15 protein-coding genes and 1 other RNA gene are annotated in these 16,274 nt (G+C 35.7%); 2 read left to right on the top strand and 14 right to left on the bottom strand.

Annotated features, from left to right (window positions below; all coding sequences use genetic code 11):
• Positions 1-295 precede the first annotated feature (295 nt).
• Positions 296-865, bottom strand: coding sequence for an RNA polymerase sigma factor (locus EWU22_RS08455; RefSeq protein ID WP_130925192.1), 570 nt, complete (start codon positions 863-865; stop codon positions 296-298).
• 266 nt (positions 866-1,131) lie between these two features.
• Here EWU22_RS08455 and EWU22_RS08450 point away from each other — a divergent pair, with 266 nt between their 5' ends.
• Positions 1,132-2,541 (top strand): APC family permease, encoded by a 1,410-nt coding sequence (locus EWU22_RS08450; protein WP_130925191.1) that lies wholly within the window; start codon positions 1,132-1,134, stop codon positions 2,539-2,541.
• Here EWU22_RS08450 and EWU22_RS08445 read toward each other — a convergent pair.
• From EWU22_RS08445 to EWU22_RS08395, 11 genes are all read right to left on the bottom strand, one after another.
• Positions 2,526-3,377 carry an alpha/beta hydrolase gene (locus EWU22_RS08445; protein WP_231962831.1) on the bottom strand — a complete coding sequence of 284 codons (852 nt, stop codon included), beginning with the start codon at positions 3,375-3,377 and terminating at the stop codon, positions 2,526-2,528. The two genes, EWU22_RS08450 and EWU22_RS08445, sit on opposite strands and share 16 nt — an antisense overlap.
• Positions 3,378-3,427: 50 nt before the next feature.
• The gene (locus EWU22_RS08440; protein ID WP_109322895.1) at positions 3,428-4,351 is read right to left on the bottom strand and encodes an EamA family transporter; all 924 of its coding nucleotides are present in this window, start codon (positions 4,349-4,351) and stop codon (positions 3,428-3,430) included.
• 1 nt (position 4,352) lies between these two features.
• Positions 4,353-5,027 (bottom strand): tRNA (guanosine(37)-N1)-methyltransferase TrmD, encoded by a 675-nt coding sequence (gene trmD, locus EWU22_RS08435; protein ID WP_109322894.1) that lies wholly within the window; start codon positions 5,025-5,027, stop codon positions 4,353-4,355.
• Positions 5,017-5,550 carry a ribosome maturation factor RimM gene (rimM, locus tag EWU22_RS08430; protein ID WP_130925189.1) on the bottom strand — a complete coding sequence of 178 codons (534 nt, stop codon included), beginning with the start codon at positions 5,548-5,550 and terminating at the stop codon, positions 5,017-5,019. Before rimM ends, trmD begins: the two co-directional genes overlap by 11 nt.
• A 65-nt stretch (positions 5,551-5,615) precedes the next feature.
• Positions 5,616-6,254 carry a 30S ribosomal protein S16 gene (locus EWU22_RS08425; protein ID WP_130925188.1) on the bottom strand — a complete coding sequence of 213 codons (639 nt, stop codon included), beginning with the start codon at positions 6,252-6,254 and terminating at the stop codon, positions 5,616-5,618.
• Between the two features lie 93 nt (positions 6,255-6,347).
• An RNA gene (gene rnpB, locus EWU22_RS08420) (RNase P RNA component class A) lies at positions 6,348-6,705 on the bottom strand.
• 20 nt (positions 6,706-6,725) lie between these two features.
• Complete coding sequence (locus EWU22_RS08415; protein ID WP_161566817.1) at positions 6,726-8,006, bottom strand: DUF4403 family protein; 1,281 nt, start codon at positions 8,004-8,006, stop codon at positions 6,726-6,728.
• The gene (locus EWU22_RS08410) at positions 8,003-9,817 is read right to left on the bottom strand and encodes a hypothetical protein (protein ID WP_130925186.1); all 1,815 of its coding nucleotides are present in this window, start codon (positions 9,815-9,817) and stop codon (positions 8,003-8,005) included. The genes EWU22_RS08415 and EWU22_RS08410 overlap by 4 nt, the downstream gene beginning before the upstream one ends.
• Positions 9,817-10,563, bottom strand: coding sequence for a 3-oxoacyl-[acyl-carrier-protein] reductase (gene fabG, locus EWU22_RS08405; protein ID WP_109322889.1), 747 nt, complete (start codon positions 10,561-10,563; stop codon positions 9,817-9,819). The genes EWU22_RS08410 and fabG overlap by 1 nt, the downstream gene beginning before the upstream one ends.
• An 18-nt stretch (positions 10,564-10,581) precedes the next feature.
• Positions 10,582-13,128, bottom strand: a complete 2,547-nt coding sequence (locus tag EWU22_RS08400) for an ATP-dependent Clp protease ATP-binding subunit (RefSeq protein ID WP_130925185.1) — start codon at positions 13,126-13,128, stop codon at positions 10,582-10,584.
• 44 nt (positions 13,129-13,172) lie between these two features.
• Positions 13,173-13,784: a WbqC family protein gene (locus EWU22_RS08395; protein ID WP_130925184.1), complete on the bottom strand. Its 612-nt coding sequence runs from the start codon at positions 13,782-13,784 to the stop codon at positions 13,173-13,175.
• A 63-nt stretch (positions 13,785-13,847) separates the two neighbouring features.
• Here EWU22_RS08395 and EWU22_RS08390 point away from each other — a divergent pair, with 63 nt between their 5' ends.
• Positions 13,848-14,720, top strand: a complete 873-nt coding sequence (locus EWU22_RS08390; protein WP_130925183.1) for a lysophospholipid acyltransferase family protein — start codon at positions 13,848-13,850, stop codon at positions 14,718-14,720.
• Here the strand turns inward: EWU22_RS08390 and EWU22_RS08385 are convergent.
• Positions 14,717-15,343, bottom strand: a complete 627-nt coding sequence (locus EWU22_RS08385) for an L-threonylcarbamoyladenylate synthase (RefSeq protein ID WP_109322885.1) — start codon at positions 15,341-15,343, stop codon at positions 14,717-14,719. The two genes, EWU22_RS08390 and EWU22_RS08385, sit on opposite strands and share 4 nt — an antisense overlap.
• Positions 15,324-16,274, bottom strand: coding sequence for a YihY/virulence factor BrkB family protein (locus EWU22_RS08380; RefSeq protein ID WP_109322884.1), 951 nt, complete (start codon positions 16,272-16,274; stop codon positions 15,324-15,326). Before EWU22_RS08380 ends, EWU22_RS08385 begins: the two co-directional genes overlap by 20 nt.

Here is a 16,274-nt window from a genome sequence, read left to right as displayed (position 1 = left end):
AAGTAATTGTTTTCTCATTTGTTTGAAATAATAAGTTAATTAAGAATGCAAAGTGTTTTGAATTCTACTCCATAATGCCTTGCTCTCATCAGGAGTTAGCTGGTCCTTAGGGTTTGTGAATTTTCTAGGTTGGTTCCAGTTACCCATAGAAAACTTTAATAAAAATTGAGAAATGCGTTGCCGCATTTGGCGACTTAATGTTTTTCTTGGATTTTCATTTTGATGTAACATTTAAAGGATTTTTTGTACAATTACTATATAAAGTAGATGTACTCTCCTTTTTACTCATTTTACCTCAAAAAGCTACATGATCATACACAATGTTTTCCTTCATTTGACGTAAAGCCCCAAATATTAGATTGTATACCGATTGTGGATTAATTTTCATGGATTGGCTAATTTGATCAGTATCCATATTATGATAGAATTTCAATGAAATAGCTTCCCTTTGTCTTTTACTTAGTTTTAATAAACATTGTGACAATTGTTTATTCGTAGCAATTTCTTCCTCCATACGGATCATCATATACTCTTGGCTGTAATCACGATCTACTGAATCTAAATAGTAATTAGCATGATGCTGAGCGCTCTTCAATTGTCCATCCAAATGACGAACCAATTTTCTTTTAATGGATGCCATCAAATAGAATTTGACACTTGTGGTTGGACCCAAGTTGGCATGATTACGCCATAGCTCCACAAACAAATCATGTAGGCAATCTTTGATTAATTCCTTATCACTTGTAATCCCCATCGAATAGGAATATAAGGGCTGAACAAAATGCTGATAAAGACTAGTAAAGGCCTGATGGTTTCCATTTCTGAATTGATCCCAAACTTCCACCTCATTAATGCTTTGTTTCATTGGTATACTGATTAATTGAACTTTTAAAAGTAGCGAGTGAATTTCACCTTCATTTTCACCCTTGAGTGAAACCAATATAGATATACCAATTATAATAATTCAAGGAAAATCTTTAATTTTTTTCCGTAAACGTTTACGTAAACGTTTACAATTTTTGGCCATGAAAAAAAAGAGAAAAAGTCAGTCAAAAAATGAACTAATTAATATTTCTACCAAAAAAAATACCAAAAACTAAAAATTGACTATTTTTAAGTTTTCCAAATAATATGAATCAACAAATTAAAAAATTAAATACCCTAGATGCCTCTATGCTTGTCATGGGATCTATGATTGGATCAGGTATATTTTTAGTAAGTTCTGAAGTTGCTCGACAAATCTCTAGCCCGTATATGTGGCTGGGAACCTGGATACTAACGAGTTTTCTGACGATTACAGGAGCATATGCTTATGGTAAACTTTCGACTCTTTTCCCTCAAACTGGTGGACAGTATATCTATTTAAAAGAGGCCTACTCTCCCATGACTGGATTTTTATTTGGATGGACAACCTTTCTTGTTATCCAAACAGGAACCATAGCCGCAGTAGCTGTTGCATTTGCCAAGTATACAGGCTTTTTATTTCCCAGTTTTGTCAATGAAGATGCCATCTTATTTAATTACATTAATAGTCAACAAATTCTAGCCGCTGGATTAATTGCATTGCTGACTTACTTCAATTTAAAAGGTATTTCCTTTGCTTCATTCATTCAAAACCTGTTCACATTTACCAAAATTGGCGCCATCATTGTACTCATCTTAATCGGATTTTATGTTGGGATACAAAATGATTGGATACATTTTGATCAATTTTTTAGAGAAGTTAAAACATATGATACCGTCACAAATCAATTCCTTTCCATTGATACTCTTACATTAGGCAGTTTATTCGGAGTGGCTATGATTGGCCCACTATTTTCATCTTCCGCCTGGAATAACGTCACTTTTGCCAGCCAAGACTTTGAAGATCCTAAAAAAACCATTGCAAAAGGACTTGTTTATGGTTCTGCCTTGGTTTGTTTATTATATATTTTAACCAATATCGCTTATCTTGGCATACTCCCATTGGATGGGAATCCTTCAGGCGCAACAGCCTATGAACGTGGCATCATGTTTGCCAGCCAAGACCGATTGGGGTCCGCTGCATTACAGAGTGTATTTGGGACCATTGGCGCTACTTTAATGGCCATATTTATCATGATATCTACATTCGGCTGTAATAATGGAATTATATTAGCTGGTGGCCGACTATTCGAAGCGATGGCTCAGGATAAATTATTCTTTTCAAAAGCTGCTTATTTGAACAAAAATGGTGCTCCATCATACTCCTTGATTATACAAGGAATATGGGCTATTCTTCTTTGCTTTTCTGGAGGGTATGGTACCTTATTGGACTTTACGGTATTTGCTATATTATTATTCTACTTCCTAACAGTGATGTCGCTATACAAGGAAAAGATTTCAAAAGGATTATTAAGTAATACCAACAAAGTATTATTTGCTGTTTACTTAATAATCCTAGTAGCCATAGCAGCTAATTTATTATATGTTAAAACACTCTCCTCAACAATCGGATTAGGTCTCGTGATATCAGGAGTGCCTTTTTATTATTTAATGAAAAGAAATCAAAGTAAAGACTGAGTTTTAAACCATTTCACTAAACTTTCGAACCAATCATCGCTGGTTGTTTTGTTGTTAAGTCCAAAACCATGTCCACCTTTGGCATAAACATGCAAATCACTAGATATATTAAGATCGCTTAATTTCTCTACATACAATAAAGAATTTTTGACGGGTACCGCTTTATCGTCAGCTGCATGTACTAAAAATGCTGGAGGTGTTTGAGAAGTAACTTGTTCCTCATTTGAGAACAAGTGTAAATCTTCTGCCGACATCTCTGGGCCAATTAAATTTTTAGCTGAACCTTGATGCCCGAAGGATCTAAAGCTAATAACTGGATATAATAGAATTTGAAAATCTGGACGTAAATTGGCTCCATCATTGATTCCGGTATAATCTTTCGTAAAATGAGTTGCAGCACTTGATGCTAAATGCCCACCAGCAGAAAAACCCATGATTCCAATTTTCTTAGGGTCAATTCCCCATTCTGAGGCATGTTGACGAGTGATACGAATGGCTTGTTGGGCATCTTGTAATGGAGCGATTCGTTTATCTACTTGTCTTTTAGCATCTGGCAAACGATAAAATAAGACCAGAGCATGAATACCCTTTTCGTTGAATTTCTTAGCTATATCTGAACCTTCGTGAGAAGAAGCTAATATTCCATAACCTCCTCCAGGACAAACAATCACACAGGGTTTATTGGCTCCTGATCCAGCAGAATAAAATTGGTAAGTAGGAATCGTAACCTTAGCAATGCGCGATATACCATTCGTTACTGCTACGTTTTGTTCATTTGGACCATCAATGTAATTGGGAACTGCTCCAGGATACAGAGCTTGGGGACCTTGAGCCATTAGACAAAAAGATAGGTTTACAATAGATAAAAGAGTCAATACAATTTTTTTCATGACTTAATAACAGGTTTAGTTTTATCGGTAGTAATTAAAACGACTGCCAATAGTATGAAAAAACTAGCAAATAATAAAATAGGATGTAACTCTTCATCCAAAACTAAATTCCCTAAAATTAAAGCCACCACTGGATTAACATACGTATAAGTGGCCACTAAAGTTGCGTCACATTCTTTCGACAAATACCCAAATAAAGAAAAACCAGCCATAGAACCAATTAATGTTAAATAGGCAAATACGGACCACGCTGACATGGGAACTGCATCAAAATGCAATAAAGCTAAATCTCCTTTCATTGAACTAATAAAAATCAGAGGAATACTACCTGAAATCATTTGAATGGCACAAACTTGGGTAAAATGATAAGTGTTTGCTTTGGTTGATTGAACTCGAAATACAGCAATATTCCAGGCTATCACCGCACCTAATAATAGTAAAATACCAGTGAAAAATTCATCTGCTTTACCTGGAATAGATAATCCTTTTTGAGAACTCATTAATAAAATACCCACTAAGCCTAGCAGTGTAGCTACTATTTTTTTAAAACTGGGCTTCACTCCTTCCAGCCAAAAAAATATCACTAAAATCAAAGGGCCTAAAGCCATAAAAACCGCTGAAAAACCAGATGGAACTATCGCACTGGCCACAGCTAAAGATGCATTATTGACCGTAATAAATAGCATACCTGCCATGATGTGGACACGCAAATGTTTTAATGGCATCTTTACCCAATAGCCCCCTAATATAGACCAGCTTAATAACAATAATCCAGCTGTCATATTCCTACCATAAGAAATAAACAAGGGAGGAAAATATGCCACTAATATTCGTACGCTTAAAAATGTGGAACCCCAAATTAGATAGAGTAAACCTAATGCAATTAGATTAGGTAAACTCATTGAACCTTTTTTTAACATGCTATTGTAATAAATCTGGTCTACGATCTTGTGTACGCTTTATTGACTGTTCATGTCTCCAAGCTTCAATTTTCTTTTCATGGCCTGAAAGTAATACCTCTGGTACGTCCATCCCTTTGAAACTTGCGGGTCGAGTATATACTGGTGGAGCTAATAATCCATCTTGAAACGAATCTGTTAAGGCTGAACTCTCATCACCGATGGCTCCAGGTATCAGTCGAATAATGGCATCCGCACATACAGCTGCCGCAATTTCTCCTCCAGATAACACATAGTCGCCAATCGATATTTCTCGAGTAACGTATTTCTCTCGTATCCTCTCGTCGATTCCCTTGTAATGCCCACAAATAAATAATAGGTTTTCCGACAAGCTCAACTGATTAGCTAAACCTTGTTGGAATGTTTGTCCATCCGGAGTAAGAAAAATAATATCCTGATAGGTTCTTTCCGCCATTAAATGATCCAAACAAGTAGAAAGAGGTTCTACAGCGATTACCATTCCTGCACCTCCACCAAACGGATAATCATCTACTTGCCTAAATTTCTTGGAAGAATAATCATGCAAATCGTGCAAATGTATAGATACCAAGCCTGCTTGACTAGCTCTTTTGCAGATGGAATGTTCAAAAAAACTTTGCATCAAGGCAGGAACCACCGAAATGATATCAATTCGCATCATCTAAATATACTTCTAAAAGTCCATCTGGTAAAACACTGTGAATCACTTGATTCTTCTTATCAACTTTGGGTATAATAGCATCCATCAAAGGAATTAACACTTCCTTAGATTGATAATTCATAACCAATACATCTTGCGCTCCAGTAGAGTATACTTCTTTTACTGTACCTAATGGACCATGATGTTTATCTATTACCTGATATCCAACTATTTCGTGATAATAAAATTGATTATCTTTTAATTTGGGTAACATCGATACGGGTAAAAAGAGCTTGACTCCCACCAATTCTTTGGCAGCATCCAAGGTTTCAATACCTTCTAAACTCAGTAAATTCAGGTTAGATCTAATTTGTAAATCAGTAATAAAATAAGGAACCATTTCATTACCTAATTGTAAGAATACAGCATCTAAATCCTCATATTCTTCCGGATCATCTACATCCAAATAAACATGGAAAGCCCCCTTGATACCATGAGGTTTAGAAAGCATCCCTAATTCAAAATATTCTGTTACTGCCATAGGTACAAAAAAAAATCATACAAATCTGAAGATCAAATTTGTATGATTTTAAATGAATTTAAAAATTATTCTGCAGCAGGAGCTTCTGCTTCTGGTGCAGCTTCTTCTGTTGCTGGTGCTTCCTCAGCAGCAGGAGCTTCTTCTGCAGCTACTTCAGCTACAACAGTTTCTTCTACTTCTTCAGCTGCATCATCATCACTTTCATTGATAGCTTCTACTACACTAGCTACTAAAGCTTCTTCTTCTACTTTGTTTTTCGCTGCAATAACTTCAGCACGAGCCGCAGAAACTTTCGCTTCAGCTGCTAAACGAGTAGCTTTAGACTTATCTTTAGAATCTTGGATGTTAGTAGACTTAGTTTGAATCTTAGTCTCTTTTTCAGCTTTCCAAGCTTCAAACTTAGCGTCTGCTTGCTCTTGTGTAATAGCACCTTTGATCACACCTACTTGTAAGTGTTTCTTGTATAAAATACCACGGTAAGACAAAATTGCTTTTGCTGTATCCGTAGGTTGAGCTCCATTCATCACCCATTTAAGTGCTTGTGCATCGTTCAAGACGATAGTAGCAGGATTTGAATTTGGGTTATACGTACCAATTTTCTCAATAAAACGACCGTCGCGAGGTGCACGAGCATCTGCTACAACTAAGTCAAAAATTGCCAATTTCTTGCGTCCACGACGCGCTAGTCTGATTTTAACAGCCATTATTTGTTGGGTTATGAGGGATCTCGTCCCTCGAGTTTATAAAAATGTTTGCGAAATTAACAATTTTGGAGAGAATTTCCAAGTAAAAGAAATAGAGAAAATAAATCTATAAGCCGAATTCTGTAAGCTGTAAAGCCTTCTTATCATTTATCTTGGATGAACATCACTGTTCACCTCTAGCAATCTACCCGCTGACATCGGACGAGCAACCCTTTTGTCTTTCGACAGCCAGCCTATTTGATCTTGCAACGCGTGAGGTTTACCTATGCCTATTTTGTCACCAAAATAGCGGTGAGCTCTTACCTCGCCTTTTCACCCTTACCCCGAAAGGCGGTTATTTTCTGCGGCACTATCTGTGAGATTATAAATAATCTCCCTTCCCGTTAGGAAGCACGATGCTCTATGTTGTTCGGACTTTCCTCTTTAAAAAAGCGATAAGACGATTTATTTTCTCTAGCGCAAAGGTAGTATTTATTTCCTTATCAACCATTTACCCTGAATTTTACCCTGAACATTCAAGACTTCCTTATTCCATTGCAAACTATCCAAACGAATTAGCACATCAGAATCAATCATCCCACTATTCATCCACTTGGAGCGATCAATAAACAACATGGGATCTATAGTAAATTGATTTAAATTCTTCTCTAATCTCCTAACAACTTGTTTCTTAAATAGACTAGAAGGAAAACTCAATCCAGATAACTCTTTCGATACCAAACGAATACTTAATTTATTGTCTTCCAATAAAACAGGAATAAAATCAAAACTAAATGAACTCGCCTTTCCTTTGTAACCCAAAATACTACAATGGATCCATCTAGAATCCAACGTTTGTAAGGTCAATATTAAATTAGGTTGCTTAGCCCCTTTTCTCATTTGTGTTTCTACCAAAGCTCTCAAATATTCCCAACTTAATTGAACTGAAAATGGAGCTCCAGATTCTGCTACGGAAGGTACATTAGAAATCAATTTAATAGCATTCTTTTGTAATACTCGATTGTCAAACACATTCGTAAATACCAAAGAAGAATTTACATATACCGATCCACGCATACTAGTAGTCCCAAAAACGACTTTATCTAAGGCTATTTGATTAACGGATGGAAGTAATACAAAATCCGCTACTGGCATACTATGTATGGCATTATTTAGCATTTTTTCCAAGTTAGCCACTTGAAGTGATTGATTAATCTGAGATGATATTTGACTGATCAACTGCTCCTGCTTACTAGCTAATAGACGATCAATGACAGATGAAACATTCACACCAAAGCCAGCCACGCGTAAACTAGGCTTTTCTTTCCATTGGTAAGAATATTGAATTTTCTGAACAGAAAGAGAACTAATTGGCTTTGAAAGGACATCAGCTTGCACAGTTAAATCCATTTGTCCATTCACCTTGCCCGCCGAAAAACCAGCTAAACTAGGCTCTGCAGTAAAACTAATTGGCAATTTTAAGCTGAGCGATTGATCATTGTTTCCTTGGATTTTAGCCCGATTCAACAAATTCACTTGTAAAGGAAAGCCCACGACAGATGCATCAGAACCAGTTTTAAATAAGGTCTTTCCAGGTTGCCATTGCATCCATTTCTGCAAAGTGTCATAAGAAAATTCAAAATCGACCTGCGTAAAAGCTGGTTTTAGCGGGGTAAAATTCTCCTGATAAACGGCAGATTTGGAAGGTAAAACGACATCCTTACGACAAGAGAAGCCCAAAAAACAAACCATTAAAACTAAAAAATACCTCATATTTGATTTAATCTTTTGCGAATAATCCATTCCAATCCTACTAGTACTAACATCAATAAACCAAAATAAGGCCACTCCCAAAGGTTAATTTCTTTGATACTAACTCTCTTTGTATCTTCTATATTATTTAAAGCGAGGTTTTTTATCTCAGAAGATTCCAAAATCTTCACTCTTTCCCGATGACTTAAAACTTGAAAATTGGCATTGTTTCTACCCATTATTTTTTCTGGATTATCATCCAAAACAGTAAACGCCCCACTGAATTCCAATTCCTTACCTTGATAAACCAATTTTGCCTGGTATTGATATTTACCTTTCTTAGATGGCTGAAAATTGACTATTTGGTGAGCTTGAGATAAAGTCCGTTTGAACTGAACAGTTGAATTTGTTGAAACAATTTTAAATTGAACGTCGATTTTTTGCTTATCCTTTAATTCAGGATTTAACTGCCTAACTTCAAAAAACAAATCCTCACCTAGCTTAATCTGTGGCTTACTTAATTCAATAGAAAATAGATCATCTGCTTGTCTCAAAAAACTAATTTTTAACATTTCGTGCAAAGTAGAATCCAAGATTTCATAAGACCCCGTGCTTTTCACTTCTGCCATCTGTTCTCTCCAAAGTGCCACATTAGAACACCATAGACTTGTTCTAATATCAGATTGCTTCTTCCATAAACTAGGAAAATGTAAACCTACATTTCCAAATTCTTCAAATGTTGGCCAATCCTTCTTCAATTCTGTAGGGATATTTAAGTACCAAGCCGACTTATCTTTGGGCAATTCTTTTGGTAAGATTCCATAAAAAAGATAATTATCTGCACTAGGTAAAGTTGAAATTGATGGGACAAAATTCCAATGAATGTTGATTTTAGCTTCTTGAGCAACACGATTAATTACTCCTAAATTGGGATTAGGAGATGTAGCAAAACCTTCTACTTTGGCATGAAAATCTTGTATTACCCAAGTAAATCCTTGAGGTAGTGATGGATCATTTTCAATTTGAATTTGTACCGTATGCTTCCCAACAACAGACTTACTTAATTCTAAGTCAACTAGTTGAAAATCTTTCCATGAGCCTCCTGATGCTTTTAATGTTTGATATAATTTGCCATCCAATAAAACTTCAATTTTGGGAGATTTTTCACCTTGATTAAAATTTGTCCAAACAGAAACCGGAATATGAATTCGTTCTCCTGGGACAGAATAAACTGTTATGGTTGGAATACTTATTCCCATTTTATGTTGGGAAACTATTTTACCAAAAGGTACGATATAGACAGAAGCACCTCGGTGTATTGGAGTTTCTAAATCGCTCAATTGTCCATCTGTAACAAAAAAAACATGGGATAATTGAAAGTTCTTACTCTCTTTTCTAATCAATTCTTGCACTTTACCCCAAGATGAATATTTACCAACCGGAGAAATTGCTTGTATAGAATTCACCGGAATGTTTAAGCCTACAATTTTCAATTCACCTCGATTACTTGCAATGTCTTGAATTTTCTTACTCGCATCCTGAATAAAACCAGCATAAGTAGCTTGATTCATGGATTGTGAATCATCGATAATCAATAAAACCTTAGAAGGAAGTACGTTTGATTCCTCAATAGAAATCTTCCAAGGAATAAAACATAAGGCAATCCCAACCAAAAACAACCCTCTTAAAACAGCTTGAACCCGGCTCAACAAGCTAAAGGAATAATTTCTATTTTGAAACCAATAATAAGCTAGACCCAATAAAAAAGCTAAGCTCAATCCCACCCAAAGGGGAACTGAGCTTAGCCATAAATTCAAGAGAATCGAATGCATTAGGTTAATAGACCCCCATCAACTTGTAATACTTGACCCGTTACATAAGAGGACAATTCTGAACCTAAAAATAAGCATACATTAGCTACTTCTTCTGCTTGCCCACCTCTTTTCAATGGAATAGCCTTTGTCCACTCATCTACTGTGGCTTCATTTAATTCACCTGTCATTTCTGTTTCAATAAAACCTGGTGCTATGGCATTACAACGAATATTTCTTGAGCCTAATTCTAAAGCTACAGACTTCGTAAATCCTATAATACCTGCTTTTGAAGCTGAATAATTCGCTTGACCAGCATTACCCTTTATTCCAACAATGGATGTCAAATTAATGATAGAACCTGACTTAGCTTTCATCATAGGTTTGATAACAGCTTTTGTCAAATTGAAAACAGATTTAAGATTTACACGTATTACTTCATCCCACTGTTCTTCGCTCATGCGCATCAATAAACCGTCGCGTGTAATACCAGCGTTGTTGATTAATACATCAATAGAACCAAAATCTTCCAATACTGAATTAACCAACTCTTCTGATTCTACATACTGAGAAGCATCCGAACGATAGCCTTTGGCTCGAATTCCATAAGCAGCTAATTCTTTTTCAAGAGCCTCTCCTTTTTCAACAGAAGATAAATACGTAAAAGCTACATTAGCTCCAGATTTAGCAAATGAAGTAGCAATGGCACGACCAATACCTCTCGATGCTCCTGTGACTAATACAACCTTGTTTTCAACTAATTTCATACAAATAATTTAATCTTTTTATTGGTTTTTTCTTGTTAGTACTATTTCCGTTGCACCTTCCACAAAATCGGCTTCGATAATCTCATTTTCAGCTAAAGGTCCTTTTAAAATCTCTTCAGCTAATGGATCCTCCAAGTATTTTTGAATGGCACGGTTCAAAGGCCTAGCTCCATATTGTGGATCATATCCCTTATCAGCAATATAATCCTTGGCTTTGTCTGTCAAAGTTACCGTATATCCTAAATTGCTCAAACGAGTTTTCAATTTAATCAACATTAAATCGATGATTTGATGCAAATCAGCTCTTTCAAGGGAATTAAATACAATAATATCATCCAAACGATTAATGAATTCAGGTGCAAATGCCTTTTTCAATGCATTTTGTATCGTTGATTTAGCGTGTTCTTCAATATTATCCGTTCTTGACTTGGTTGAAAAACCAATTCCTGATCCAAAATCTTTCAAATCACGAGCTCCAATATTGGAGGTCATAATAATAATCGTATTTCTAAAATCAACTCTTCTACCTAATCCATCCGTTAAGATTCCATCGTCCAACACTTGCAATAACAAGTTGAAAACATCTGGATGTGCTTTTTCAATTTCGTCTAAAAGAACTACCGAATAAGGTTTTCTACGGATTTTCTCAGTTAATTGACCTCCCTCTTCATATCCCACATATCCTGGAGGCGCTCCAACTAAGCGTGATACACTGAATTTCTCCATGTATTCACTCATATCTATACGTACCAAAGCATCTTCTTTATCAAACAAGTAAGAAGCTAATACTTTCGCCATTTCCGTTTTACCTACTCCAGTAGGACCTAGGAAAATAAAGGATCCAATTGGCTTTTTAGGGTCTTTTAAACCTACACGAGTTCGTTGAATGGCTTTCACTAATTTCTTAATGGCATCTCCTTGACCAATCACATGTTTGGACATTTCTTGCTCCATCAACAACAACTTCTCTCCTTCTTTGGCAGCTACTCGATTCACTGGAATACCCGTCATTTGAGCAATTACTTCAGCAACATGCTCTTCGGTTACAGTAAATTTCTGCTTTTTAGACTCCTCTTCCCAAATATTTTTAGCTTGCTCTAACTGATCAATCAATTTCTTTTCACGATCACGCAATTGAGCGGCCTCTTCATATTTCTGAGATTTAACTACTTGATTTTTTTCCTTCTTAACTACCTCTATCTGAGATTCTAAAGCTACAATATCAGCAGGAACATTAATATTGGAAATATGTACACGAGCACCCACTTCATCCATCACATCAATGGCTTTATCTGGTAAGAAACGATCTGAAACATAACGATCAGATAATTTCACTGCAGAAACGATAGATTCTGGCGTATAAATTACATGATGATGCTCTTCGTACTTATCCTTAATGTTATGTAATATCTCAATGGTTTCATCAACGGTAGTGGCATCGACCATCACTGTTTGGAAACGACGAGCCAAAGCACCGTCCTTTTCTATGTATTGGCGATATTCATCTAAAGTTGTAGCTCCAATAACTTGGATATCCCCTCTCGCTAAAGCTGGTTTAAACATGTTAGAAGCATCCAATGAACCAGAAGCTCCACCCGCACCCACAATGGTATGCAATTCATCAATAAACAGTATGACATCTGTTGATTTTTCCAACTCATTCATGACCGCTTTCATACGCTCCTCAAACTGACCACGGTATTTAGTCCCAGCCACTAAAGATGCCAAATCAAGTGTCACAACTCGCTTACCAAATAACACACGAGAAACCTTCTTTTGAATGATTCTTAGCGCTAATCCTTCAGCTATAGCCGTTTTACCCACACCTGGTTCACCAATTAAAATGGGGTTGTTTTTCTTTCTACGAGATAAGATTTGAGCTACACGCTCAATCTCCTTTTCACGACCTACAATAGGATCTAACTTACCGTTCTCCGCAATTTTAGTTAAATCACGACCAAAGTTATCTAAAACAGGTGTCTTACTCTTTTCTGTACTTTTAGTTCCAGAAGATGCTGAACCTGAACCGGCCGCTCCACCTGAACCAGAAGAATACAAACGACTATCATCATCGTTATCATCGGTATCAGAACTTGCCTTAGGGGAATTTTCTTGACCAGCCCCATTTTGGAACTCAACCATTTCTTTAATCAAATCGTAGTAAACTTGATATTTTTCCAAAATTTGAGTTGCTACATTATCTTCATCACGCAAAATAGCCATCAATAAATGATCTGTACCAACTAGATTGGTTTTGAAATATTTAGCTTCTAAATAAGTCAGACGCAAAACCTTCTCCGCTTGCTTGGTCAAAGGTATGTTCAACATATTTTGCTTATCAAAGGAAGAACGACTCGTTGACGAAGTTGAATGCTCAATGCTCTGCCTTAATTGATCTAAGGATACACCAGACTTCAACAATAAATCAATTCCTGGACCTTCTCCATCACGAATCATTCCTAGCATTAGGTGCTCTGTCCCAATGTAATCATGTCCTAAACGTAAGGCCTCTTCTCTTGCTAGAGAAATCACTTCTTTCACTTTATTTGAAAACTTAGCCTCCATATAATTTATTTTTATGCCGAGAACAAGAACACCGTTCTATTTGTTCATTTTTTGTTCAATTGATTTAAAATCAAATTAGCATCTCTGCCCTGATTCATTAACAAATCCAACACCGATAAGTTTGGGTGGAATGTATTACCGAAACATTGTGGATAAGCTAATTCTGAATAAACGTTTCTTTCCCGCCAATCTTGTTTGGCTTGGATATAATTCCAAAATACATCTTTATCTTCTATTTCAAACGAATTTGAGAGAGAATAATTCCATTTTCTTCCTAAAATTCGACCGAACAATTCAATGTATTCAATATTTAAATCTACTAAAAAAATTATTTTTTTTGCAAAAATAGATCGTATATATGGCTCAAAATATTCAAAATAAGGAGCTTTTCCATAAGCAGCTTGAATTGCCCCTTGATGAATCCTTACCCAATTTTGACCATAATCAATACGAACATCTTTCATCAACATTTTTCCAGCATGGACATGTTGAATAGGAACTGTTAAGGTTTCAATTCCGTTAGCACCTAAAATAAGTGCTCTATTGCGGTAAGTTTGCTTTTGGAAATGTTCGTAGACTTCGAATTGAACTTGCTCTTGGGAAAGAAGTAATGATAAATATTCTATACTTGGTAAATAGTGGATCTCAATACGCATTCCCAAAAATTAATCGGATATTTGCAAAATTAATAGAATATAGCCAATAAGTTCTGAAATCAAATGATGTTTTTCTTTAGGTTACTGGGTCAACTACCCTTATTTGTTCTTTATCGATTAGCAGATGCTTTAAAGTGGCTATTTTATGCGGTAATTTCCTATCGTAAAAAGGTCATTATGGGGAATTTAACCTCCTCTTTTCCAGAAAAATCGGAAAAAGAAATTCGTAAAATTGCCTTTCAATTTTATGGGTATTTAACTGACAATTTATTGGAATTTTTTAAAGGAGTTTCATTAACGGAAAAACAAGTTTTAGAACGTGTTAAATTAAATAATCATGACTTGGTTCAAAACTATATTGATAAAGGTATTCCCGTCATTTTAGTGGCTGGACATCAAGGAAACTGGGAATGGGCTATACATCGTTTAGCACTAACCAAAATCACCAATGATATCGTTTATCAAAAACTAAATAATCCAAATTTCAATGAGTTTAGTAAACAAGTTCGACAACGATTTGGGAATATTGTGTTGATGGAAAAAAGGGAATCAGTCATTTTAACACGAGATCGAAAATTAATTCCAAGAACTATTTGTTTAGCGGCCGACCAAGCTCCCCAAAAACCTGAAACTGCGTATTGGACTCAATTTTTAAATCAGGATACGGCATTTTTCACTGGTATGGAGCGTTTTGCTCGAGAATACCAATATCCCGTGGTTTTTGCTGAATTAATTCGTGAAAAAAGAGGCTATTATTCCATGACTTATGAATTATTAGCTGAACCAAGCTTTGATAATTTACCCAATGGAGAAATTATTGAGCGTTTTGCTAGAAGATTAGAGAAATCAATTGTAAAATATCCAGATCAATATTTGTGGTCACACCGCCGCTGGAAACATAAAAAACCAGAGCAAATATCTATTAAGTGGAATTAAAGAAAATCGGAGCAATCCCCTGCTCCTTCCCTGATCACTTCAATTTCATCTTCGCTGAGGTCAATGACACTGGATGCGATTAATCCACCAAAATCCCCATCAAGGACTAAATCTACCTTATTTTTATAGGTATCAAAAATTAAACTTGGGTCTGTAAAATCCTCGACATCCAATCCTTCTTGAGGAAGAGTAGTCGTCAACAAGGGGTGTCCTAACACCTTGACAATCTCTAAAATGGGTAAATAATTAGGAATACGAATACCGACCGTTTTTTTACCTTGTACCAAAACGGAAGGCACTTTGGAACTGGCTGGAAGCACAAAAGTGTAAGGACCAGGTAAATATCTTTTTAATACTTTAAAGGCAAAATCACTTACTTTGGCAAAGTTGGCAATAGAGCTCAAATCTGCACAAATAAACGAAAAACGGTTTTTATTTGGCTTAATTTGCTTGATTTCGCAAATCCGAGAAATAGCTTGAGCAGATTGTATAGAACATCCTAAGGCATACATCGTATCTGTAGGATAGATAATTACTCCATTTTTATTTAACACTTGCACCACTTGATCAATCAGTGCTTGTGAATTATTCTTCTCGTAAATTTTAATCCATTGAGCTTCCATTTTTTAGTCGAGAAGGTGGGTAAAAAAAATCATTAGGCTCTTGTTCGTTATCCTCTATTTTAACTTGATCAATGCTCGCATTAATTTCAAATCCAACAAGCAATATCAGTGCGAAAAAATACAGCCAAACCATCAAGGCAATAAGTGAACCAATAGAGCCATATACCTTATTATAACTCGCAAAATTCACTAAATAATAAGAGAAAATATTTGTAATGCTGATCGTTAAAATAGACGCTGTAATGGAACCTGCATTGAAAAATTTCCATCTTTTATGAATAGCTGGAGCATAAAAATAGATAATGGATATCGTCAAAAAGAATACTGAAAATATAACAAAATAGGTAAGTATTTTGATGAAGTAAAACGTGAAGTCATAATTTATTAAACCTTTATTTGCCAAACTATGAACAATTAAATTACCCACAATGAACACCAAAAAGGCAGTAATTAATACAAAAGTCAACAGAAAGTTCAAGGCGACCGCTATCACCCTTTCTTTAATATAACCCCGATTTTCGTTGGTTTTGTAGGTCAAGTTAAAAGACCTAATTAATGCCATTATTCCACTCGTAGACGCATAAAGAGCCAAAATAAAACCAAATGACAAAACTCCTCCCCTTTTATTACTAACTAATTCTACCACCAGCTCGGATAAATCCTTGAGCATACTTTTGGGAATAGATCCTTTTAAAAACCCAATCATCTTAACATCTAAATGTTCAATGGGCAAATAGGCTAATAATGAAAAGAGAAAAATAATGGCCGGGAAAAAGGCTAATGTAAAATTGTAAGCTACTGCTGCTGCACGTACATCGATATCAAATTGAAAAACCTTTTGATATAGAATAGTCAAAATTCTAGCTAAGACATAGTGTTCCTCTAGTTCCTTCCAAATTATTTTAAGTTCACGGAGTATACTTTTTTTCAT

Origin of the sequence: Aquirufa nivalisilvae (assembly GCF_004307455.1) — a bacterium.
Lineage (GTDB): Bacteria > Bacteroidota > Bacteroidia > Cytophagales > Spirosomataceae > Aquirufa > Aquirufa nivalisilvae.
The sequence above is the reverse complement of the archived record's forward strand: the minus strand, read 5'-3'. Positions and strand labels throughout refer to the sequence as shown.